General features: G+C 63.5%; 31 protein-coding genes. 15 read left to right on the top strand and 16 right to left on the bottom strand.

Going from position 1 to position 21,422, the window contains the following annotated elements:
• Positions 1 to 13 precede the first annotated feature (13 nt).
• From PCQ86_RS15565 to PCQ86_RS15525, 11 genes are all read right to left on the bottom strand, one after another.
• A complete protein-coding gene (locus tag PCQ86_RS15565; RefSeq protein WP_333489919.1) occupies positions 14 to 202 on the bottom strand; it encodes a DUF1010 domain-containing protein in 189 nt (62 codons plus the stop codon).
• Positions 203 to 682: 480 nt separating this feature from the next.
• Complete coding sequence (locus PCQ86_RS15560) at positions 683 to 982, bottom strand: DUF1010 domain-containing protein (RefSeq protein ID WP_270174155.1); 300 nt, start codon at positions 980 to 982, stop codon at positions 683 to 685.
• Positions 983 to 1,001: 19 nt separating this feature from the next.
• Complete coding sequence (locus PCQ86_RS15555) at positions 1,002 to 1,250, bottom strand: DUF1010 domain-containing protein (protein ID WP_270174154.1); 249 nt, start codon at positions 1,248 to 1,250, stop codon at positions 1,002 to 1,004.
• A gap of 124 nt (positions 1,251 to 1,374) precedes the next feature.
• Positions 1,375 to 1,800, bottom strand: a complete 426-nt coding sequence (locus tag PCQ86_RS15550; protein WP_270174153.1) for a hypothetical protein — start codon at positions 1,798 to 1,800, stop codon at positions 1,375 to 1,377.
• Between the two features lie 94 nt (positions 1,801 to 1,894).
• On the bottom strand, positions 1,895 to 2,311 hold the full coding sequence (locus PCQ86_RS15545) for a hypothetical protein (RefSeq protein ID WP_270174152.1): 417 nt from the start codon (positions 2,309 to 2,311) through the stop codon (positions 1,895 to 1,897).
• A gap of 8 nt (positions 2,312 to 2,319) precedes the next feature.
• A complete protein-coding gene (locus tag PCQ86_RS19880) occupies positions 2,320 to 2,418 on the bottom strand; it encodes a DUF1010 domain-containing protein (RefSeq protein WP_442874435.1) in 99 nt (32 codons plus the stop codon).
• A complete protein-coding gene (locus PCQ86_RS15540; RefSeq protein WP_011806486.1) occupies positions 2,372 to 2,641 on the bottom strand; it encodes a hypothetical protein in 270 nt (89 codons plus the stop codon). Before PCQ86_RS15540 ends, PCQ86_RS19880 begins: the two co-directional genes overlap by 47 nt.
• Positions 2,642 to 2,650: 9 nt before the next feature.
• The gene (locus tag PCQ86_RS15535) at positions 2,651 to 2,899 is read right to left on the bottom strand and encodes a DUF1010 domain-containing protein (RefSeq protein ID WP_270174151.1); all 249 of its coding nucleotides are present in this window, start codon (positions 2,897 to 2,899) and stop codon (positions 2,651 to 2,653) included.
• Between the two features lie 352 nt (positions 2,900 to 3,251).
• Positions 3,252 to 3,809, bottom strand: coding sequence for a DUF1010 domain-containing protein (locus tag PCQ86_RS15530; RefSeq protein ID WP_270175457.1), 558 nt, complete (start codon positions 3,807 to 3,809; stop codon positions 3,252 to 3,254).
• A gap of 19 nt (positions 3,810 to 3,828) precedes the next feature.
• A complete protein-coding gene (locus PCQ86_RS19795) occupies positions 3,829 to 4,086 on the bottom strand; it encodes a DUF1010 domain-containing protein (RefSeq protein ID WP_333489918.1) in 258 nt (85 codons plus the stop codon).
• 144 nt (positions 4,087 to 4,230) lie between these two features.
• On the bottom strand, positions 4,231 to 4,593 hold the full coding sequence (locus PCQ86_RS15525) for a cupin domain-containing protein (RefSeq protein ID WP_013722854.1): 363 nt from the start codon (positions 4,591 to 4,593) through the stop codon (positions 4,231 to 4,233).
• Between the two features lie 174 nt (positions 4,594 to 4,767).
• On the opposite strand from PCQ86_RS15525, the gene PCQ86_RS15520 reads away from it, so the two are divergent.
• From PCQ86_RS15520 to PCQ86_RS15480, 9 genes are all read left to right on the top strand, one after another.
• Positions 4,768 to 5,766 carry an integron integrase gene (locus PCQ86_RS15520; RefSeq protein WP_270174150.1) on the top strand — a complete coding sequence of 333 codons (999 nt, stop codon included), beginning with the start codon at positions 4,768 to 4,770 and terminating at the stop codon, positions 5,764 to 5,766.
• Positions 5,763 to 7,091 (top strand): replication-associated recombination protein A, encoded by a 1,329-nt coding sequence (locus PCQ86_RS15515; protein WP_270174149.1) that lies wholly within the window; start codon positions 5,763 to 5,765, stop codon positions 7,089 to 7,091. The genes PCQ86_RS15520 and PCQ86_RS15515 overlap by 4 nt, the downstream gene beginning before the upstream one ends.
• Positions 7,092 to 7,448: 357 nt before the next feature.
• On the top strand, positions 7,449 to 8,378 hold the full coding sequence (locus tag PCQ86_RS15510; RefSeq protein ID WP_011806482.1) for a branched-chain amino acid ABC transporter permease: 930 nt from the start codon (positions 7,449 to 7,451) through the stop codon (positions 8,376 to 8,378).
• A 13-nt stretch (positions 8,379 to 8,391) separates the two neighbouring features.
• Positions 8,392 to 9,468 (top strand): ABC transporter permease subunit, encoded by a 1,077-nt coding sequence (locus PCQ86_RS15505; RefSeq protein ID WP_047349897.1) that lies wholly within the window; start codon positions 8,392 to 8,394, stop codon positions 9,466 to 9,468.
• Positions 9,469 to 9,489: 21 nt separating this feature from the next.
• Positions 9,490 to 10,272: an ABC transporter ATP-binding protein gene (locus tag PCQ86_RS15500; protein ID WP_270174148.1), complete on the top strand. Its 783-nt coding sequence runs from the start codon at positions 9,490 to 9,492 to the stop codon at positions 10,270 to 10,272.
• 12 nt (positions 10,273 to 10,284) lie between these two features.
• On the top strand, positions 10,285 to 11,013 hold the full coding sequence (locus PCQ86_RS15495) for an ABC transporter ATP-binding protein (protein WP_270174147.1): 729 nt from the start codon (positions 10,285 to 10,287) through the stop codon (positions 11,011 to 11,013).
• Positions 11,014 to 11,132: 119 nt separating this feature from the next.
• Entirely contained in the window at positions 11,133 to 11,495 is a 363-nt protein-coding gene (locus PCQ86_RS15490) for a DMT family protein (RefSeq protein ID WP_011806478.1), read from the top strand.
• A 172-nt stretch (positions 11,496 to 11,667) separates the two neighbouring features.
• Positions 11,668 to 12,315 (top strand): DUF47 domain-containing protein, encoded by a 648-nt coding sequence (locus PCQ86_RS15485; RefSeq protein WP_011806477.1) that lies wholly within the window; start codon positions 11,668 to 11,670, stop codon positions 12,313 to 12,315.
• A 59-nt stretch (positions 12,316 to 12,374) separates the two neighbouring features.
• Positions 12,375 to 13,385: an inorganic phosphate transporter gene (locus PCQ86_RS15480; protein WP_011806476.1), complete on the top strand. Its 1,011-nt coding sequence runs from the start codon at positions 12,375 to 12,377 to the stop codon at positions 13,383 to 13,385.
• Between the two features lie 137 nt (positions 13,386 to 13,522).
• Here the strand turns inward: PCQ86_RS15480 and PCQ86_RS15475 are convergent, their stop codons facing one another.
• Entirely contained in the window at positions 13,523 to 13,969 is a 447-nt protein-coding gene (locus PCQ86_RS15475) for an NINE protein (protein ID WP_011806475.1), read from the bottom strand.
• A 22-nt stretch (positions 13,970 to 13,991) separates the two neighbouring features.
• Positions 13,992 to 14,513 (bottom strand): GNAT family N-acetyltransferase, encoded by a 522-nt coding sequence (locus PCQ86_RS15470; RefSeq protein WP_270174146.1) that lies wholly within the window; start codon positions 14,511 to 14,513, stop codon positions 13,992 to 13,994.
• Positions 14,514 to 14,640: 127 nt separating this feature from the next.
• On the opposite strand from PCQ86_RS15470, the gene rpsP reads away from it, so the two are divergent.
• From rpsP to PCQ86_RS15440, 6 genes are all read left to right on the top strand, one after another.
• Positions 14,641 to 14,892 carry a 30S ribosomal protein S16 gene (gene rpsP, locus PCQ86_RS15465; RefSeq protein ID WP_011806473.1) on the top strand — a complete coding sequence of 84 codons (252 nt, stop codon included), beginning with the start codon at positions 14,641 to 14,643 and terminating at the stop codon, positions 14,890 to 14,892.
• An 89-nt stretch (positions 14,893 to 14,981) separates the two neighbouring features.
• Positions 14,982 to 15,554 carry a ribosome maturation factor RimM gene (gene rimM, locus PCQ86_RS15460; RefSeq protein ID WP_270174145.1) on the top strand — a complete coding sequence of 191 codons (573 nt, stop codon included), beginning with the start codon at positions 14,982 to 14,984 and terminating at the stop codon, positions 15,552 to 15,554.
• A gap of 18 nt (positions 15,555 to 15,572) precedes the next feature.
• A complete protein-coding gene (trmD, locus tag PCQ86_RS15455) occupies positions 15,573 to 16,340 on the top strand; it encodes a tRNA (guanosine(37)-N1)-methyltransferase TrmD (RefSeq protein ID WP_270174144.1) in 768 nt (255 codons plus the stop codon).
• Between the two features lie 113 nt (positions 16,341 to 16,453).
• Positions 16,454 to 16,837, top strand: a complete 384-nt coding sequence (rplS, locus tag PCQ86_RS15450; RefSeq protein WP_011806470.1) for a 50S ribosomal protein L19 — start codon at positions 16,454 to 16,456, stop codon at positions 16,835 to 16,837.
• Positions 16,838 to 16,914: 77 nt separating this feature from the next.
• On the top strand, positions 16,915 to 17,640 hold the full coding sequence (locus PCQ86_RS15445; RefSeq protein ID WP_369799245.1) for a CoA pyrophosphatase: 726 nt from the start codon (positions 16,915 to 16,917) through the stop codon (positions 17,638 to 17,640).
• Positions 17,641 to 17,718: 78 nt separating this feature from the next.
• Positions 17,719 to 18,705 carry a CobD/CbiB family protein gene (locus PCQ86_RS15440; protein ID WP_270174143.1) on the top strand — a complete coding sequence of 329 codons (987 nt, stop codon included), beginning with the start codon at positions 17,719 to 17,721 and terminating at the stop codon, positions 18,703 to 18,705.
• A 65-nt stretch (positions 18,706 to 18,770) separates the two neighbouring features.
• Here PCQ86_RS15440 and rsgA read toward each other — a convergent pair whose 3' ends face one another.
• Genes rsgA through PCQ86_RS15425 form a run of 3 tightly spaced genes read right to left on the bottom strand, consistent with a single transcriptional unit; the run spans position 18,771 to position 21,392 of the window.
• Positions 18,771 to 19,739: a ribosome small subunit-dependent GTPase A gene (gene rsgA, locus PCQ86_RS15435; RefSeq protein WP_041838880.1), complete on the bottom strand. Its 969-nt coding sequence runs from the start codon at positions 19,737 to 19,739 to the stop codon at positions 18,771 to 18,773.
• Between the two features lie 4 nt (positions 19,740 to 19,743).
• The gene (locus PCQ86_RS15430; protein WP_270174142.1) at positions 19,744 to 20,082 is read right to left on the bottom strand and encodes a 4a-hydroxytetrahydrobiopterin dehydratase; all 339 of its coding nucleotides are present in this window, start codon (positions 20,080 to 20,082) and stop codon (positions 19,744 to 19,746) included.
• Entirely contained in the window at positions 20,079 to 21,392 is a 1,314-nt protein-coding gene (locus tag PCQ86_RS15425) for a M48 family metallopeptidase (RefSeq protein ID WP_270174141.1), read from the bottom strand. The genes PCQ86_RS15430 and PCQ86_RS15425 overlap by 4 nt, the downstream gene beginning before the upstream one ends.
• Positions 21,393 to 21,422: the final 30 nt, after the last annotated feature.

Below are 21,422 nucleotides of genomic sequence, written 5' to 3'. Positions count from 1 at the left end.
GCGGGTGATGGGACTAACGGCCAAGGTAAGCCGCCCGCCGTAGGTGGGTCGGCTTGAACGCCGGGTTAGACCCGAAGGCCAAAATGGAGCGACCGGACTTGGACCAGGGCGCAGCCCACGAAAAAGCGCTGGGCCACGGAAGCGGCGCAGCGCTGCAAGAATAATAGCTGGTTGCGCTTGCTGCACAAGCGCTGGAGGCCAAAAAGGCTTGAAAACCCCTTGGACAAGGTAGAGCGCTGGAACAAGTGGCTGCGCATAAAGCGGGTGATGGGACTAACGTTTGCGCTCAGCGGGCGGCGAAGCCGTCCGCTGCAGCAAAAGGTTAGCCGCGCTGTGGGCTATTACGGAACGACCGGAAAGTGCTTTAGTACCCATGTGGCGAGCGCAAAACCGGCGGGAAGGGATATGGCGAGGAAGCCAAACAGCGCTAGGAAGGGGGCCCCACCCCGAAATCGGCGGGAGAGTGTGCGCTCAAGTCGCGGCGCCAGAACCAACGCAGGCCCTACAACCAACAGTAGAAGACCCGCGAATAGCACGGTGTCCAAAGCCAGCATCGCTGCCAGGCGCCCGCCGAGGATGCCGCGCAACACGATGTAAAGCGCCCCGACTACAACGTATGCCATGACCGAGTAGCGAACAGGATGCCTTCTTGCGAACGAGCGAATTGGGTTGATCCTCATGGCTAACGGACAAGATAAGCGGCCCGCAGAATGCGGGTCCGCTTGAGCGCAGAGTTAGACCCGAAGGCCAAAAGGGAGCGCCCAGCCTTGAAGACGTGCGCGGCCCATGAAAAAGCGCTGGGCCACCGAAGCGGAGCAGCGCTGCAAGAATGATAGCTGGTGGCGCTTGCTGCACAAGCGCCAGAGGCCCAAAAGGCTTGAAACCGACCAAGCAAACGCAGGCGAAGCCCAGCAGAGCGCCAAAACCACCAAAGAGAAACCTTTGAGAAAGGCGAAGCGCTGGAATAAATGCGGGCCTGCATAAAGCGGAATATGAAGGGACTAACGGCCAAGATAAGCCGCCCGCAGTATGCGGGTCGGCTTGAGCGCCGGGTTAGACCCAAAGCGCAAAAAAGAATGTGACCGCACAGGCCACAGACTACGAAAACAATAGCTGCTAGCGCTTGCTGCACAAGGGCTAGAGGCCAAAAAGGCTTGAAACTGGCGCAACCCACGCAGGCGAAGCCCGAGCGAACGCCAAACACCCAGCAGATAAACGCTTGCGAGGGTAAATGGCGTTTGAATATGCATGGGCTGAAATGAGCAGGAATAAAAAGCAGGCTAACGTAGAGCTAACCGGCGCTGCGCGGCTTTATCGCGCAGCGTCCAGCGACTGAAAGGAGCGAGGTTGAGCGCCATGTTAGGCAGACGGTTTTCATTGGCTGCTTGGTTTCGTAGACTCACTTTTTCCTTGAAGAGCGAGCAGAAGCGGAAGAATAATTAAGGCGGTAGGCAGGAAGAATAACGGGAAAAAGACCATTGATTGTTCAATAAATGCGGAGGGGGAGTCATAACCTTTTGGTGCCCCGGGTTTTGTCCAAATTGAAATGATTGCCCCATCTTTCCCGTGCTCACCAAGAACTTTTGCGGTAATGACTTTGTCGTTTGTTTGGTAAGAAACTATCGTCTGATAGCACAGGCTTTTTCCTGGACACCTTTGCACCCCTTCGACTTTTGCTTCAATCTCTCTAAGGCTTTTTGATTCTTCAAGTACATCGGCATGTTTTGTCTGATAAATAATCAGTGCGATTGCACCGTAAGTGATGCACAAAGCAGTTGTGATCCATGCGAGCGCCTTCATTGCAATTGCCTAACGTCTGACGTAACCGGCCTGCGCAAGCGGTGCGAAGCGCCGCTTGCGCAGGTCCGTGTTGACGGAAATGTTAGGCTCCCGCCTATTCATGGCCTTTATATTTATCGGAAAGTCCAACGGCTTGTGCCAGCGTAACCAAGAGGGCCGCAATGACACTGTATAGGTAGGCCGTACCTACCAAGACTGCAAGTAGCTGGCTCGTTGACTTTAAGGCTGTTGAGAATGGGATGGCTGTGGCAAGTAAGCCAAGAAACCAAAGCAGACCGATTGGAATAGCGAATATAACCGGGACCTTTGCAAGAAAGATGTACGCCTCTCTGAAGCTGGCAAACCGTCCCATGTGCTTCCACGCCCAGAATACAAAAATTGTATAAGGTGCGGCAACAACGAAGGTAGCGATACCAAGAAATCCAGCCACTTCCAGCCGGAGCAAAACAGCGATGGCCGGAACTGCAAGGGGCAATAGAAGCGTCGACCGAAATAGCGTAAGACCGAGCATGTGATGGCCTAACGGACAAGGTAAGCGGCTGGCCGAAGGCCTGTCCGCTTGACCGACGGGTTAGGCCAATGCTGCAAACAAAAGTGCTGCCAGCGCGAACAGTGCATAAAACATGCCTCCGATGAAAAAAAGACCTGTAGCGGTAAACACGCGCTGACCATCACGCTTAAACGATAGAGCGCCTGCGGGACTGTGAATGCGGCCTTCAGAACTACTGAGTTGCTCGCCGCGCCAGCGGCCAAAACTGGCAGCCGATACGACTGCTTTACCCGTGAAGATCATCGCGACCTCCAAAACAGCCCCAAGGAGTGCTGCAATGGCCTCTCCCATATTTGCTCCCTAACGGACTAGGTAAGCCGCCCGCAGTATGCGGGTCGGCTTGAGCGCCGGGTTAGACCCAAAGCGCAAAAACGAAAGTGACCGCACAGGCCACGGACTACGAAAACCAGAGCTGCCAGCGCTTGCTGCACAAGGGCTAGAGGCCAAAAAGGCTTGAAACTGACGCAACCCACGCAGGCGAAGCCCGAGCGAACGCCAAACACCCAGCGGATAAACGCTTGCGAGGGCAAATGGCGTTTGAATATTCATGGGCTGAAATGAGCAGGAATAAAAGGCAGGCTAACGGACTAGGTAAGCCGCCCGCAGTATGCGGGTCGGCTTGAGCGCCGGGTTAGGTGTGTTAACGGCCACTAAACACCCGATATCCGACGAAAGTAAAAACAATGCCGACCAGTAGCCATAGCAGACTTCCCACAAGCCCACCAGTACTAGCGCCAAGGAATTGCGTGACCAATAAAGACAAACCGCAAATGGACTTACAGCTAAGCCCGCCGCTCTGCGTCTCACCTCCAAGCAGAAGGTTTGCACTTATTGCGAGCGCAGAAATTCCAAGCGCCAGAGCGAATGCACCTACTAGTTTCGCTTCTCTTCGCATTTGAGCCTAACGCCCAAGGTAAGCCGCCCGCCGTAGGCGGGTCGGCTTGAACGCCGGGTTAGACCCGAAAGCCAAAAGGGAGCGCCCGGACTTGAACAAGGGCGCAGCCCACGAAAAAGCGCTGGGCCACGAAAGCGGCGCAGCGCTGCAAGAATGATAGCTGGTGGCGCTTGCTGCAAAAGCGCTGGAGGCCAAAAAGGCTTCAAAGCCCCTGGAATAGGGCCGAGCGCTGGAATAAGTGGCTGTGCGCATAAAGCGGGTAATGGGACTAACGGCCAAGGTAAGCGGCGGCGAAGCCGTCCGCTTGACCGCAGAGTTAGACCCGAAGGCCAAAAGGGAGCGCCCAGCCTTGAAGAAGGGCGCGGCCCACGAAAAAGCGCTGGGCCACGAAAGCGGCGCAGCGCTGCAAGAACGATAGCTGGCAGCGCTTTCTGCACAAGCGCTAGAGGTCAAAAAGGCTTGAAACTGGCACAGCGAATGCAGGCGAAGCCCGGCAGAGCGCCAAAACCTCAAAGGAGAAACCTTTGAGAAAGGCGAAACCCTGGAATAAATGCTGGCCTGCATAAAGCGGAATATGAAGGGACTAACGGCCAAGGTAAGCGGCCCGCCGTAGGCGGGTCCGCTTGACCGCCGGGTTAGACCCGCCGGGGTTTGAAAAAGCGCCGCGCACCCGCAAAACGCTACCAAAGAAAGAGCTGCTAGCGCAAGCGGGACGGGAGCTAGAGGCCAAAAAGGCTTGAAAACTGCGCAACGATTGCAGGCGAAGCCCAGCGCAACGGCCAAGCGCCAAAGGCTGAACCTTTGCGATGGACAAAACGCTGGAATAAATAGCGGCCTGCATAAAGCGGGAATATGAAGGGACTAACGCCCGCGGTAAGCTGCGCCGGAGCGAAGCGGAGGGTACCAACAGGCGGAGCCTGTTGGCGTCAGCTTGACCAAACAGTTAGGCTGGGGAGCGGAGGCAGCTTGTTGCACTTGATATCCCCTATGTTTTTGCTGATAGCGGTTCATAACCAGCATCCAAAGGCGCAACCACTGAAATGAACCGAAGTGGGCCAACGCTGGTGCAAAGAACACCGTGCACCTGCCCTTTGTTTGCAACTACGATATCCCCCGGAACAATTGCAACGGTGTTGCCTTGCTCGTCAATTTGATATTGACCTTCCCCTGAAAGGATGGTCCATGTATCTTGTCCGTCGGGGTGAATATGTGGCGCAATAGTTTGGCCGGGCTCCACATGCCAAGCCACGATAACTGAATGCGAAGATTCAACAACAACAGACCGTATTGGTTCTTTCTCGGCTGGCTGCATGAATTCATGGGACTTATACACGCGGTGAGTGCTCATTTTTTGCTCCGTAAATGCAAGCCTTTGGGCAGCAAGATTCGCGCCGCCCAAAAGTCTAACTAGAATTAGATCTCTGCATGCTATCGACCGGCCGCGGCCTAAGTCAAGCAGGCTGTCAAGCCTCTCCATAAACGCCCATGGCAGCGGTAATTTAGACCGCCTAAAATTTCACGGATGGATGCGCCTTCCGTTTCACGCCCACCCGCCGTGCGACAGCCGCCCCGGCTGCTGGAGTCGATGCGTGAGCGCATCCGGGTGCTGCACTATTCCATTCGCACCGAGCAGGCTTACGTGGATTGGGTGCGCCGCTTTATCTTGTTCCATGACAAGCGCCATCCGCGCGAGATGGGGGCACCGGAGGTCACCGCTTTTCTGACCCACCTGGCTGTTGAGCGCAATGTGTCCGCCTCTACGCAGAACCAAGCCAAGGCCGCCATTTTGTTTCTCTACAAAGAGGTGCTGCAGCACGACTTGCCCTGGCTGGATGAGATTGTTTCGGCCCGCAAGGCGCGCCGCCTGCCGGTGGTGTTGACACAGCGCGAGGTGCGCGAGCTGCTGATGCACCTGCAGGGCACGCAGTGGCTGGTTGCCTCGCTGCTGTACGGCACGGGGATGCGCATTCTGGAGGCACTGCGCCTGCGCGTGAAGGATGTGGAGTTCGAACGGCGTGAACTGATCGTGCGCGAAGGCAAGGGGAACAAGGATCGTGTGACCGTCCTGCCCGAGAATCTGATCACACCGTTGCGCGAGCAGATGGAGCGCGCCCGTGCGCTGCACCGCAAGGACTTGGATGCGGGTCTTGGTGCCGTGTGGTTGCCTGATGCGTTGGCCGTGAAGTACGCGAATGCAGCCACGGCCTGGGGATGGCAGTACGTATTCCCCAGCGCGGTGCGTTCGGTGGATCCGCGCTCGGGCGTGCAGCGGCGCCATCACCTGCTGGAGCAGTCGGTGCAGAAGGCCGTGGCGTTGGCAGCGCGCCGCGCGGGCATCGACAAGCCCTGCACACCGCATGTGCTGCGGCATTCTTTTGCCACCCACATGCTGCAGGCAGGTTACGACATCCGTACCGTGCAGGAGTTGCTGGGTCACAAGGATGTGAGTACCACCATGATCTACACCCATGTCTTGAACAAGGGCGGGCGCGGCGTGTTGAGCCCGCTCGATACGCTATGAGTCGCGCTTCCCCGCTGGCCCACCAGCCCTTGGCCGAACGCCTGCGTCCGCGTTCGCTGGCCGAGGTCATTGGCCAGCAGCATGTGCTGGGGCCGGGCATGCCGCTGCGGCTGGCGTTTGAATCGGGCCGCCCGCACAGCTGCATCCTGTGGGGGCCGCCCGGCGTGGGCAAGACCACGATTGCGCGCCTGATGGCCGAGGCGTTCGATGCGCAGTTCATCAGCATCAGTGCCGTGCTGGGCGGCGTGAAGGACATCCGCGATGCCGTGCAGCTGGCCGAGAGCGCACGCGACGGGCTGATGCAGCAGCGCACCATCGTCTTCGTGGACGAGGTGCACCGCTTCAACAAGAGCCAGCAGGACGCGTTCTTGCCGCATGTGGAAAGCGGCCTGTTCACTTTCGTGGGGGCGACCACCGAGAACCCTTCGTTCGAGGTCAACTCGGCCCTGCTGTCGCGTGCCGCGGTCTATGTGCTGCAGCCTCTGGGCAGCGACGACTTGAAGCAAATTGTGGCCAAGGCCCAGGCGCTGCAAGCGCTACCAGCTATTGAAAATGCAGCGCTGGAGCGCCTCATCGCCTATGCCGACGGGGATGCGAGGCGCCTGCTCAACACGCTGGAAACCCTGGAGGTCACCGCAAGCCAGGCGGGCATCGAGCGCATCGAAGACGCCTGGCTGCTGCAGGTGCTGGGCGAGCGCATGCGCCGCTACGACAAGGGTGGCGAACAGTTCTACGACACCATCAGCGCGCTGCACAAGTCGGTGCGCGGCTCCGATCCTGATGCTGCGCTGTACTGGCTGGTGCGCATGCTCGACGGCGGGGCGGACCCCCGCTACATGGCGCGGCGCATCGTGCGCATGGCCTGGGAGGACATCGGTCTGGCCGATCCGCGCGCCATGCAGATCGCGCACGACGCTGCGCAGACCTATGAACGCCTGGGCAGCCCGGAGGGCGAGCTGGCGCTGGCGCAGGCCGTCATCTACCTCGCCGTGGCGCCCAAGAGCAATGCGGGCTACATGGCCTACAACAAGGCCCGCGCCTTCGTGAAGCAAGACGGCACGCGCCCCGTGCCGCTGCACCTGCGCAATGCGCCCACCCAACTCATGAAGCAGTTGGACTACGGCAAGGACTATCGCTACGCGCACGACGAAGAGGGCGGCTTTGCCGCGGGCGAGAACTACCTGCCCGATGGCATGGATCCGCCGGGCTTTTACGCACCGGTGCCGCGCGGGCTGGAGATCAAGATCGGCCAGAAGCTCGATGAACTGCGCGCGCGCAATGCGGCAGCGCAGGGTGGCCCCGACGACGTGCCCCCAGACGCCTAGGCTTCGAGTGGCTTCTTGTGTGAGGGGCTAGCGGCGGGCCGACCACGGTCCCGTTGCACGGCATTGTTCAGCCCAATCCATGACCCGTTGGGAATAAGCGCATTCCCTGATCGCGTCGCAATCATCAATATTTCTAATGCGCGCGGCACCCGCCTGATGCGCCCTCCAATCAAGGGAAAACCCCGTCCAAACGTGGTAGGGACGGCGTGTTTCCTCTGACTACAATTTCTTCACAAACCCGCGCAGACCCTTGCCTGGCGGGTTTTTTGCTAGATGGCGAACGGGCCCACAAGGCTGCATCGATTCGCGGTGCTTGGCTGGTGTGCACGTCAATAGTCGATACAAAGGACTCAACATATGGACATCTTGCTGCAGCAGATCATCAATGGTCTGGTTCTGGGCAGCATGTACGCCTTGATAGCCTTGGGCTACACCATGGTGTACGGCATCATCCAGCTCATCAACTTCGCGCACGGGGAAGTGCTCATGGTCGGCGCGCTGACCAGTTGGAGCTGCATCGGCCTCATGCAGGAGGCCATGCCGGGCGCGCCCGGCTGGCTCATTCTGCTGCTGGCCACGCTGATCGCCTGCGTGGTGGCGGCGGTACTCAATTTCACCATCGAAAAAGTCGCCTACCGGCCGCTGCGCAACAGCCCGCGCCTGGCCCCCTTGATCACCGCCATCGGCATGTCGATCCTGCTGCAGACGCTGGCGATGATCATCTGGAAGCCCAACTACAAACCGTACCCCACGCTGCTGCCCACCCAGCCGTTCCAAGTGGGCGGCGCGGTGATCACCACCACCCAGGTGCTGATCCTGGGCGTGACGGTGGTGGCGCTGGCTTCCATGGTCTACCTGGTCAACTACACACGGCTGGGCCGCGCCATGCGCGCCACGGCAGAGAACCCGCGCGTGGCCGCGCTCATGGGCGTGAAGCCCGACATGGTGATCTCGGCCACCTTCATCATCGGCGCGGTGCTGGCCGCCATCGCCGGCATCATGTGGGCCTCCAACTACGGCACGGCGCAGCACACCATGGGCTTCTTGCCGGGGCTGAAGGCGTTCACCGCGGCGGTGTTCGGCGGCATCGGCAACCTGGCTGGCGCCGTGGTGGGCGGACTTCTGCTGGGGCTCATCGAGGCCATCGGCTCCGGCTACATCGGCACCCTCACCGGGGGCGTGCTGGGCAGCCACTACACCGACATCTTCGCCTTTATCGTGCTCATCATCATCCTGACGCTGCGCCCCTCGGGCCTGCTGGGTGAGCGTGTGGCCGACCGCGCCTGAGGAGCCAACGACCATGAAAAACCACAAGATCCAATGGATCCTGGGCGGCATTGCGCTGCTGGTTCTGCCCCTGGTGCTGCAGTACTTCGGCAACGCATGGGTGCGCATCGCCGATCTGGCCCTGCTGTACGTGATGCTGGCGCTGGGCCTGAACATCGTGGTGGGCTACGCCGGCCTGCTCGACCTGGGCTACGTGGCGTTCTATGCCGTCGGTGCCTACATGTTCGGCCTGCTGGCCTCGCCGCACCTGACGGAGAACTTCGCCTGGTTTGCCGCCAATTTCCCCGATGGGCTGCACATGTCGCTGTGGATGGTGATCCCGCTAGCCCTGGTGCTGGCGGCGTGCACCGGCGTGCTGCTGGGCATACCGGTGCTCAAGCTGCGCGGCGACTACCTGGCCATCGTGACGCTGGGCTTTGGCGAAATCATCCGCATCTTCATGAACAACCTGGACCACCCGGTCAACATCACCAACGGCCCCAAGGGCCTGGGGCAGATCGATTCGGTGAAGATCTTCGGGCTGGACCTGGGCAAGCGGCTGGAGCTGTTCGGCTACGACATCAACTCCGTCACGCTGTACTACTACCTGTTCCTGTTCCTGGTGCTGGTCACCATTTTGGTGTGCTATCGCCTGCAGGATTCGCGCATCGGGCGCGCGTGGATGGCCATCCGCGAAGATGAGATCGCCGCCAAGGCGATGGGCATCAACACGCGCAACATGAAGCTGCTGGCCTTCGGCATGGGCGCTTCGTTCGGCGGCGTGGCCGGCGCCATGTTCGCCGCGTTCCAGGGCTTCGTCTCGCCCGAGTCGTTCAGCCTGATGGAGTCGGTGATGATCGTTGCCATGGTGGTGCTGGGCGGCATCGGCCACATTCCCGGCGTGATCCTGGGTGCCGTGCTGCTGTCCGCGCTGCCCGAGGTGCTGCGCTATGTGGCCGGCCCGCTGCAGGCGATGACCGACGGGCGGCTGGACTCGTCCATCCTGCGCCAACTGTTGATCGCCTTGGCCATGATCATCGTGATGCTGCTGCGCCCGCGGGGCCTGTGGCCCGCGCCCGAGCATGGCAAGAGCCTTGCGCAGAAGTCCTGACACCACCGGTAGAGCAACAACATGGCAGATACATCGAAAGAAGTGGTGCTGAAGGTCGCGGGCATCTCCAAGCGGTTTGGCGGCCTGCAGGCGCTGTCCGACGTGGGCATCACCATCCAGCGAGGCCAGGTCTATGGCCTGATCGGTCCCAACGGCGCGGGCAAGACGACGTTCTTCAACGTCATCACCGGCCTGTACACGCCCGATGCGGGCAGTTTCGAACTGGCGGGCCAGCCCTACGAGCCCCGCGCCGTGCACCTGGTGGCCAAGGCGGGCATTGCGCGCACCTTCCAGAACATCCGGTTGTTCGCCGACATGACGGCGCTGGAGAACGTGATGGTGGGGCGGCACATCCGCACGCATTCCGGGCTCTTCGGGGCCATCTTCCGCACCAAGAGCTTCAAGGAGGAGGAGGCGGCCATCGCCAAGCGCGCGCAGGAGCTGCTGGACTACGTGGGCATCGGCAAGTACGCCGATTTCAAGGCGCGCACGCTGTCGTACGGCGACCAGCGCCGCCTGGAGATCGCGCGCGCCCTGGCCACCGATCCGCAACTGATCGCGCTGGACGAACCCGCCGCCGGCATGAACGCCACCGAGAAGGTGCAACTGCGCGAGCTGATCGACCGCATCCGCAACGACAACCGCACCATCTTGCTCATCGAGCACGACGTGAAGCTGGTCATGGGCCTGTGCGACCGTGTCACGGTGCTGGACTACGGCAAGCAGATTGCCGAGGGAACCCCTGCCGACGTGCAGAAGAACGAAAAAGTGATCGAGGCCTATCTGGGCTCCGGCGGGCACTGAAGGACGCAAGACATGGCCGAAAAATCCAACAAAGTTCTATTGCAGGTCAAGGGCCTGAAGGTGGCCTACGGCGGCATCCAGGCCGTCAAGGGGGTGGACTTCGAGGTGCGCGAGGGCGAGCTGGTCACATTGATCGGCTCCAACGGGGCGGGCAAGACCACCACCATGAAGGCCATCACCGGCACACTGGGCATGAACAATGGCGACATCGAGTACCTGGGCCAGAGCATCAGGGGCAAGGGCGCGTGGGACCTGGTCAAGCAGGGGCTGGTGATGGTGCCCGAGGGGCGCGGCGTGTTCGCGCGCATGACCATCACCGAGAACCTGCTCATGGGCGCCTACACGCGCGACGACAAGGCGGGCATTGCCGCCGACATCGAAAAGATGTTCACCATCTTCCCGCGCCTGCGCGAGCGCAAGGACCAGCTGGCGGGCACCATGTCCGGTGGCGAGCAGCAGATGCTGGCCATGGGCCGCGCGCTGATGAGCCAGCCCAAGGTGCTGCTGCTGGATGAGCCCTCCATGGGCCTGTCGCCCATCATGGTGGACAAGATCTTCGAGGTGGTGCGCGACGTGTATGCCCTGGGCGTGACCATCGTGCTGGTGGAGCAGAACGCCAGCCGCGCGCTGGCGATTGCCGACCGCGGCTACGTGATGGAGTCCGGCCTGATCACCATGGCCGGCGGGGGACGGGATCTGCTCAGCGATCCGCGCGTGCGCGCCGCCTACCTGGGTGAGTGAAAGGGCGGCCGCTGGCCGCTGGAACAGGCACCGCTGCGGCGGTGCTTTGTTTTTTATAGCTACCAGCGCTTGATGGATATGCGCTAGAGTGTGATTTGGCTTGTAAAATCCGCCGCGCCATGCACGCCCTGCAATCCCTGCCCATCCCCCTCCAGACCATCCTGCTGCTGGTTGCTAGCAACATCTTCATGACCATGGCCTGGTACGGCCACCTGAAGAACCTGGCCACCGCCCCGTGGTACGTGGCGGCGCTGGTGAGCTGGGGCATCGCCCTGTTCGAATACCTGTTGCAGGTGCCGGCCAACCGCATTGGGCATACGCAGTTCAGCGTGGGGCAGCTCAAGATCATGCAGGAGGTGATCACGCTGACGGTGTTCGTGCCCTTCGCCGTGTTCTACCTGAACGAGCCGCTCAAATGGGACTACCTCTGGGCGGGTCTGTGCCTCGTCGGGGCGGTGTACTTCATCTTCCGCAGCGCGTAGGAGCCGAGCCGCGCAGGCCCTGCCGGGGGGCGCCGGTCTCTGCGCATCCGCTTTGACCTGGTGCGCCGGGCGGCTGTCTGGCGCCGGTTAAACTCGCGGTTTTCGCAGATTTGTCACGTCTTGGTCATCTCTGCGTCACATATACCGCCAGAAGGTTCGATCAGGAGTCGGCATGTTGTTTGGAAAGCTGTTGCCCCGCGAGGGCAATTTTTTCGAGATGTTCAACCAGCATGCAGACCGCATCGTCGAGGCCGCGCGGGCGTTCTCGCAACTGGTGGCGAACTACAGCGACACCCACCTGCGCGACCAGTACAACCAGGACGTGGACAACGCCGAGCGCGCCGCCGACCGCGTGACGCACGAGGTCAACCGCACGCTGCACAAGACCTTCATCACGCCCATCGACCGTGAGCAGATCCACTCGCTGATCAACACCATGGACGACGTGGCCGACCTGATCCAGGACTCGGCCGAGACCATGGCGCTGTACGACATCCACCACATGACGGATGAGATCACCCGCCTGACGGACCTCAGCCTCAAGTGCTGCGAGCGCGTGCAGGACGCGGTGAAGCTGCTGTCGCGCATTGCCGATCCGGCCGTGGCCGAGGCCGCGCTCAAGACCTGCGAGGAAATCGACCGCCTGGAGGGCGACGCCGACCGCGTGCTGCGCAGCGCCATGAGCAAGCTGTTCCGCGAGGAGCCGGACGTGCGCGAGGTCATCAAGCTCAAGGCCATCTACGAGCTGCTGGAGACCATCACCGACCGCTGCGAAGACGTGGCCAACCTCATCGAGGGCATCATCCTCGAGAACTCCTGAGGCGCGGCCGCAGGCCTGCGCTTCGCATCCCTGGCAGGGCTCGCCCCCTCATTCCCAGCATGGAAACAGTACAAACCGCCCTGTGGATCGTGGTCGTGCTCGTGGCGCTCGCCATCGTGTTCGACTTCATGAACGGGTTCCACGACGCCGCCAACTCCATTGCCACCGTGGTCTCCACGGGCGTGCTCAAGCCCACGCAGGCCGTGGTCTTCGCGGCCTTCTTCAACTTCGTCGCCATCTTCGTGTTCCACCTGAGCGTGGCGGCCACCATCGGCAAGGGCATCGTGGACCCGAGCGTGGTGGACACCCACGTGATCTTCGGCGCGCTGGTGGGGGCCATCACCTGGAACGTCATCACCTGGTACTACGGCATCCCCAGCAGTTCCTCGCATGCACTGATCGGCGGCATCGTGGGCGCGGTGATCGCCAAGACCGGCGCGGGCGCACTGGTGGCCAGCGGCATCTTCAAGACCGTGGCCTTTATCTTCGTGTCGCCCATGCTGGGTTTCCTGCTGGGCTCGTTGATGATGCTGATCGTGGCCTGGGTCTTCCGTCGCACCAGTCCTAACCGCGTGGACAAGTGGTTCCGCCGGCTGCAGCTCGTCTCCGCCGGGGCCTACAGCCTGGGCCACGGCGGCAACGACGCGCAAAAGACCATCGGCATCATCTGGCTGCTGCTGATCGCCACGGGCTACGCCTCGGCGGGCGATGCCTCGCCCCCCATGTGGGTCATCATCTCGTGCTACGCGGCCATCGGCATGGGCACCATGTTCGGCGGCTGGCGCATCGTGAAGACCATGGGCCAGAAAATCACCAAGCTCAAGCCCGTGGGGGGCTTCTGCGCCGAGACCGGCGGCGCGATGACGCTGTTCATCGCCACTGCGCTGGGCATCCCCGTATCCACCACCCACACCATCACGGGCGCGATCGTGGGCGTGGGTTCCACCCAGCGCGCTAGCGCCGTGCGCTGGGGCGTGGCCGGCAACATCGTCTGGGCGTGGATCCTGACCATCCCCGCCAGCGCCTTCGTGGCGGCGATCGCTTATTGGGTGAGCCTGCAGCTCTATTGATCTTCGCGGGGCGGCGGAGCCGGTGGGCGCCAGTTCTATGCCGCAGTGCGCGGCGCCCGCGATCTGCCAGGCTGGAGTGATTTTGCTATCGTTTGAGTAGCTGCTCGCGCTTGTCCATCAAACGCTAGAGCCTGATTTCATTGTGAAATCTTGCGCGCTTCCTCGATCTGGTATTCGAAGTAGCGCTGGAAGCTGAAGGCAATGCTGGCCATCAGCACGGCCGTGCCCACCAGCAGCGATGTCGCAATGGCAAACACCGTGAACCAGTGCGTCCGCCCCGGCGCCGCATCGGGCGCCGCAGCGGGGTTGAAGCGCGCGTTCCACCGCTCGGGCGTCATCAGACCGTAGAGGATCGCGCGCAGTGCGCAGCCTGCGATCGTGAATCCCAGCAGTGGAATCAGCATCCAGCTCAGTTGGTCGTCCTGCCCCCATTGCTGCACGCGCTGGATGCCGTACACGCCGAGGGCCGTGGGGATCGGCAGCAGCCAGCCGATCCAGTCGCCCAGTCCGTACAGGTAAAAGCGGTGCAACCCCAGCGGGCCGCCCAGGAACGCCAGCCACGCGGCAACAGTCTTGTTCTTCATGGCCGCGATTATTGGCGCGCCTTCATTCGGGGGCGGTGGTATCGCCCGCGCCCAGGGGCTTTTCCATGAGCACGATGTCGCGCCAGGCGCCGAACTTCCAGCCCACGGAGCGCATCACGCCCACGTCGGTGAAACCTGCGGCCCGGTGCACGCCGATGGAGCCCGCATTGGCCGAGTCGCCGATCACTGCCATCAGCTTGCGCACGCCGGCGGCCTCGGCCTGCATGGCGAGGGCCTCCAGCAACTGCCGTCCCAGGCCCCGGCCGCGCGCCGCGTCGGCGATGTAGATTGAATCCTCGGCCGAGAAACGGTAGGCCGGGCGGGGCTTGAACCAGTTGCAGTAGGCAAAGCCCAGGACCTGGCCTGCTTCTTCGGCCACCAGGTAGGGCAGGCCCTTGGCCAGCACATCCGCGCGACGCGCCGCCATGTCCTGCGCCGTGGGCGGGTCGATCTCGAAGGTGCCCGTGCCGTGCAGCACATGGTGGGTGTAGATGGCGGTGATGGCAGCGACGTCTTCGTCCCGGCTGGCGCGGATGAGGGGCATCTTTTCTGTGTTGTGGATATAATCGCGGACTTTGCAGCGTGTCGCTGGCCGGGTGGCCAAGTCGCGTGTCTCAAACGCCGCAAAACAGAGCGCAGCCACTGCTGTGTAACCACCCGAAGGATTCATTATGGTCGTGATTCGACTCTCCCGCGGCGGCTCCAAGGGCCGTCCGTTCTTCAACATCGTCGTTGCCGACAAGCGCGTGCGCCGCGACGGCCGCTTCATCGAGCGGCTGGGCTTCTACAACCCTTCCGCCAAGGAAGGCGAAGAAGGCCTGCGCATCGCCCAGGACCGCCTGACGTACTGGAAGGGCGTGGGCGCACAACCCTCTCCCACCGTGGACCGTCTGATCAAGCAAGCCGCCCAGAAGGCCGCCTGATCGTTCGCACTCCCGAAAAGGGCGGGCTCCGTTGGTGCAACTGACGGACCCCGCCTTTTTTCTTGGCCTCACCCTCGCATCCCGCCGCCATGCCTCAGCTGCCTGTCCTGGAAACCGCCGAACTGCCCTCTGACGCCGTGGAGGTGGGCCGCATCACCGATGCCTGGGGCGTAAAAGGGTGGTTCAAGGTGCTGCCCTACAGCAGCAACCCCGAGGCCCTGCTCGCCGCCAAGTCCTGGCTGTTGCAACCGGCGGAAAAGGGAACCAAGAGTTTTTTCACCGGCACCGTGCTGCTGCCCATCCGGCAGGCGCGCACGCATTCGGACTCCGTGGTCGCCTGGGCGCAGGGTGTGGACGACCGTGACGCAGCAGAGGCGCTGCGCGGCGCGCGCATCTTCGTGCCCCGCGCCAACTTCCCGGTGGCGGGCGATGACGAGTACTACTGGGTGGACCTGATCGGCCTGCCTGTGGTCAACCGCGAGGGCGTGGCGCTGGGCACCGTGCGCGACCTGCTGCCCACGGGGCCGCAGACCACGCTGGTGCTAGCCTACGAGCACGAAGGCAAGCCGCACGAGCGCATGATTCCCTTTGTGTCGGCCTATGTGGACAAAGTGGACCTGGCGGGGCGCTGCATCACTGTGGACTGGCAACCCGACTATTGAGGCGGCTGTCCGCGTGCCATGCGTTTCGATGTCATCACCCTGTTTCCCGAGCTGTTCGAGCCGTTTCTTGCCAGCGGCGTGACGCGGCGCGCCTACGCGTCGGGCCAGGTAGAGGTGCGGCTGTGGAACCCGCGCGACCATGCGGAGGGCAACTACCGCCGCGTGGATGACCGGCCCTTTGGCGGCGGCCCCGGCATGGTCATGCTGGCCGAGCCGCTGGCGCGCTGCCTGGCCGCCATACGCGCCGATCGCGCCGAGGGCGAGCAGGCGCGGGCGCCCCTGGTGCTGTTCTCCCCCATTGGCCGCCGGCTGGACCATGCCGCGGTGCAGGACTGGTCCGCCGGCGCGGGTGCCATCTTGCTGTGCGGACGCTACGAGGGCGTGGACCAGCGTTTCATCGACGCCTACGTGGATGCGCAGATCAGCCTGGGCGACTTCGTGCTTTCGGGCGGCGAGATCGCGGCCATGGCGCTGCTGGACGCCGTGGCGCGCCTGCAGCCGGGCGTGCTGCACGACGAGGGCAGCCACCAGCTCGACAGCTTCAACCCCGCGCTGGACGGGCTGCTGGACTGTCCGCACTACACGCGCCCCGAGGAATGGGCCGGCCGCGCCGTTCCCGCGCCGCTGCTGTCCGGCCACCATGCGCAAATCGAGCGCTGGCGGCGCGATCAGCGCCTGCTCATCACCGCGCGCCACCGCCCGGACCTGCTGCAGGTTGCGCGCGAGCGCGGGCAGCTCACGCGCGCGGACGAGGCCCTATTGGCGCAAAACGCAAGCTTGCTATAATCGCCTGTTCTCGATCCTCTGGCCGGCCGCTGTGGGCCTGAACCATAGCCACAAAGGCGCCAATAGGGGCGCCCTGCCAATCCTGGCGCGGACATGATCGTCGGAAACCAACCATGAACCTGATCCAGATCCTCGAGCAGGAAGAAATCGCCCGCTTGAACAAGACCATTCCCTCGTTCGCGCCTGGCGACACCGTCATCGTGAACGTGAACGTGGTGGAAGGCACCCGCAAGCGCGTGCAGGCCTACGAAGGCGTCGTGATCGCCAAGCGCAACCGTGGCCTGAACAGCGGCTTCACCGTGCGCAAGATCTCCAGCGGCGAAGGCGTGGAGCGCACGTTCCAGACCTACAGCCCGCTGATCGCCAGCATCGAAGTGAAGCGCCGCGGCGACGTGCGCCGCGCCAAGCTGTACTACCTGCGCGAGCGCAGCGGCAAGTCGGCGCGTATCAAGGAAAAGCTGCCTTCGCGCGTCAAGGCAGCTGCAGTGGCCGCATAAATACGGCTGCGCTCACCGCGCGACTCGAAACCGCTACAGTGCGAAAGCCTGTAGCGGTTTTTTCTTTTTGAACCCCCGTGAGCTCTCATCGTCCTGTCGGCGCGTCCTCTGCGGCGGCCCTGCCTTCGCTGTCCTCGCTGCCTCACTTCGATCCGCGCACCGTGCCGCTCGTAGGGGTGGACGACCATTTACCCGCCGTGCCCCCGCATGCGCAGACGCCGGAGGCACTGCGACTGCGCTTTGCCGCGCCGCCGCCCTGGACGCCTGAGGTGCAGCGCGAGAAGAAGTTCGCGGAACGCGAGCCCGCGCACGCCGCCGTCCTCGTGCCCATCGTGCTGCGCGATCGGCCCACGGTATTGCTCACCGAGCGCACGGCGCACCTGTCCACGCATTCCGGCCAGGTGGCCTTTCCGGGGGGGCGCACCGATCCCGAAGACCGCGATGCCGCCGCCACCGCGCTGCGCGAGGCGCAGGAGGAGGTGGGCCTGGAGCCGCACTGGGTCGAGGTGCTGGGCAACCTGTCGATGTATGTGACGGGCACCTCGTTCCTCGTCACGCCGGTGGTCGCGCTGGTGCGGCCGGGCTTCGCGCTCCAGCCCAACCCGTACGAGGTGGCCGACGTGTTCGAGGTGCCGCTGGACTTCCTGCTCAACCCCGCGCACCACGAGCGCCATCGGCTGCAGTGGCAAGGCGCGCAGCGCGAATGGTTCGCCATGCCCTACCAGGACGGCGCGACGACGCGCTACATCTGGGGTGCCACGGCTGGCATGCTGCGCAACTTCTACCGCTTCATGATGGCCTGAAGGGGGGCGCCGCAGCAAGGCTGCAGCGCTGTCGCCCGCGGTGTTGGGCCTTGTAACAAGCGCCAGTATGATTGCCGCATGAGTTTCTTTGCCATCCTGTTCGCATTGCTGATCGAGCAGGCGAGACCGCTCGCGCGCAGCAACCCCATCCATACCGGACTGCGTGCCTGGGCGGTGTCGGTGAACCGCAACTTCGACGCGGGGCAGTCGCACCACGGATGGGTGGCGTGGGGACTGGCCGTGCTGGTGCCGCCGCTGGTGGTGTTGGCGGTGCACCTGGCGCTGCTCCACTGGCTGGGGTGGCCGTTCGCCCTGGTCTGGAACGTGGCCGTGCTCTACGTGACGCTGGGTTTTCGCCAGTTCAGCCACCATTTCACGGGGATACGCGACGCGCTGGAGGAGGGCGACGCGGCCGATGCGCGGGCGCGCCTGGCGCAGTGGAAGCAGGTGGAGGTGAGCGAGCTGCCACGCAGCGAGATCGTGCGCCACGTGATCGAGTACTCGGTGATTGCGGCGCACCGTCATGTGTTTGGCGTGCTGGCGTGGTTCTCCATCCTTGCGGCGCTGGGGTTGGGCCCGACCGGGGCGGTGCTCTACCGCCTGGCGGAGTTCGTGTCGCGCTACTGGGGCGCGCGTGCGCGCGAGGCGACGCAGCCGCCCAGCGAGTCGCTGCAGCATGCCGCGGCCCAGGCATGGACGGTGATCGACTGGCTTCCCGCACGGCTGACGGCGTTGTCTTTTGCCGTGGTGGGCAGCTTCGAGGAGGCCATCGAGGGCTGGCGCTTCCACGCACAGCGCTTCCCCAACGACAACGATGGCGTGGTGCTGGCGGCAACCGCCGGGGCCATCAATGTGCGCCTGGGCGGCGAGGCGCTGCGCAGCCGCGCAGGTGCGCAGGTGCAGCCGGGCTTCGAGGTGGACGCCGACATTGGCGACAGCGACAGTACTCCTGGCCGCGAGCCCGAGGTAGGCCACCTGCGCAGCGTGGTGGGGCTGGTGTGGCGCTCGGTCGTGGTGTGGATGCTGCTGCTGGCCTTGCTCACCTTCGCGCGGCTGCTGGGGTGATGCTCCTTATTTAATAGCTGTCAGCGCTTTCTGAATAAGCGCGAAAGCCACTTTTCACTTCAAACTCAGTAGGGGCTCTCGCTCAACTCCGCAAACAACTCGCCATAGATCCGGTAGCGCTGGGGGCTGATGGCCTGCGCGTCTTGTTCGTCGCGCACCTGGGCCTGCACCGCGCACCCGGGCTCGTGCAGGTGGGTGCAGTTGTAGAAGCGACAACCCTCGGCATGGGCTGCGATGTCGGGCATGTAGCGCGCCAGATCGGTGGGCGCGAGGTGGCGCAATCCAAATTCCTGAAAGCCGGGCGAATCGATGAGCGCCGTAGTGCGCTGCGGGTCGATCCAGTACAGCGTGGTGGTGGTGGTGGTGTGGCGGCCCGAATTGAGGGCCTGCGAGATCTCGCCCGTCTGTGCCGAGGCGCCGGGCACCAGCAGGTTGACCAGCGTGCTCTTGCCGGCGCCCGAGGGGCCCAGCACCAGCGTGGTCTTGCCGGCCAGCAGGTGCATCAGCATGTCGCGGTCCACCGCCCCCGATTCGCTGAGTGACAGCGGCAGCACGCGGTAGTGGTGCTGCGTGTCCTGCTCGCCCCCCATATGGCGGTAGGGCCACAGGCGCTCCCAGGCGCGCGCGAACGGCTCGACCAGGTCGCTCTTGTTGAGCGCGATCAACGGCGTGATGCGCGCCGCTTCTGCGGCGATGAGAGCGCGCGCGAGTTGGCTTTCGGAGAACACAGGCTCGGCCGCGATCAGGATCAGCACCTGGTCCAAATTGGCGGCGAACGACTTGGTGCGCACCTCGTCCTGGCGGTACAGCAGGTTGCGCCGCTCCAGCACCTTTTCGATGGTGCCCTCGTCGCCATGGCCGCGGCCCTGGCCGGGCGCGGCGGGCTGCCACAGCACGCGGTCGCCCACCACGGCCTGACTCTTCTTGCCGCGCGGATGGCAGATGCGGCGCTCGCCGCCCGCGCTCTCCACCACGCAATGGCGGCCGTGGCTGGCGACCACCAGGCCTTCAAGGCGCGCAGGGGCTTGGGCCATGGGCTCAGGGTGCGAGCAGTGCATCGATGCGCGTCGCGCAATCGACGTCGGTCGCCGAAATGCCGGCCACATCATGCGTATTCAGGCGCACCACGCAGCGGCCGTAGTGCACCGACAGATCGGGGTGGTGGTCCTGCGCATGGGCAATGAAGGCCACGGCATTCACGAAGGCCATGGTCTCGTGGTAATTGGCGAAGCGGTAGGTCTTCTCGATGGCGACATCGGCTCCGTCGCCGGACAGTTGCCAGCCCGGCAGATCGACCAGTTTTGCTACTATTTCAGTAGCTTTCAGCGCGCGCCTGGTTTGTGTGGACCAGTCTTTCTTGGGGAACATCGAATTCATGGCTGCAAGGCCACGGGCAGACGCGCCAGGCGCTCCGTGGCGGGAGGGTGGGAGTAGTAGAACTTCGCAAACACCGGATCGGGCGTGAGCGTGGAGGCGTTGTCTTCGTAGAGCTTGAGCAGGGCGGACGCCAGGTCGTCGCCGCTGCTCTGGGCCGCAGCGTAGGCGTCGGCCTGAAACTCATGGCGCCGCGAGAGCTGTGCCAGTACGGGCGTGACGAACAGCGTGAACACGGGCGCTGCAAGCAGGAATAGCAGCAGCGCCAGCGCGTCGTTGGGCGCGGCGCCGGGCACGCCCGGCAGCATCAGGTTGGGTTGCACGCCCAGGCCCGTGTAGAACCACGTGCGCGTGGACAGCCAGCCCAACAGCGCAAAGCCCGCCAGGCTGATGGCGAACATACCGACCAGGCGCCGCGTGATGTGCTTGTGCTTGAAGTGGCCGAGTTCGTGCGCGAGCACGGCTTCCACTTCGCCGGGCGACAGCTGCTTGAGCAGCGTGTCGTAGAACACCACGCGCTTGGCCTTGCCCACACCGGTGAAATAGGCGTTGGCGTGCGCGCTGCGGCGGCTGCCGTCCATCACGAACAGGCCCTTGGCTGCGAAGCCGCAGCGCTGCATCAGCGCGGTGACGCGCGCCTTGAGCGATTCGTCCTCCAGTGGCTGGAACTTGTTGAACAGCGGCGCGATGAACAGCGGGAAGACCACCATCAGCAGCAGATTGAAGCCCATCCACGTGCCCCAGGCCCACAGCCACCACAGCGGTCCGGCGGCGCCCATGAGCCACAGGATCAGCGCCGCGATCGGTAGGCCGATCACCGCGCCCAGCAGCGTGGACTTGAGCAGGTCGGCCAGCCACAGGCGCGGGGTCATCTGGTTGAAGCCGAAGCGCTGTTCGATCACGAAGGTCTGGTACAGCGCGACGGGCAGGTCGATGGCACCCCCGATGAGCACGAAGCAGGCCAGCAGCGCCAACTGCTGCAGCATGCCACCGCCCAGCCAGGACAGCAGCGCCTGGTTCAGCGCATCCAGCCCACCCAGCAGCGTCCAGCCCAGCACCACGGCGGTAGCCAGCGCCATTTCCAGCAGGCCGAAGCGCGCCTTGGCAATGGTGTAGTCGGCTGCCTTCTGGTGCGCGGCGAGCGGAATGCGGTGGGCGAAGGCCGTGGGCACGGCGCCGCGGTGCTGCGCCACGTGGCGGATCTGGCGCGTGGCCAGCCACAGGCGCAAGGCAAGGCCTGCGAGCAGCAGTCCGGCGAACACCAGTGTGGTCAGGTGAGATGGCGAGAGGAGGGAGGCGGAAGGAGGCTGCATCTGCGCGCGAGTTTAGGCCATCGGCGACAA

The sequence above is a fragment of the Diaphorobacter sp. ED-3 genome (assembly GCF_027625375.1).
Taxonomy (GTDB): domain Bacteria; phylum Pseudomonadota; class Gammaproteobacteria; order Burkholderiales; family Burkholderiaceae_C; genus Diaphorobacter; species Diaphorobacter nitroreducens.
The sequence above is the reverse complement of the archived record's forward strand: the minus strand, read 5'-3'. Positions and strand labels throughout refer to the sequence as shown.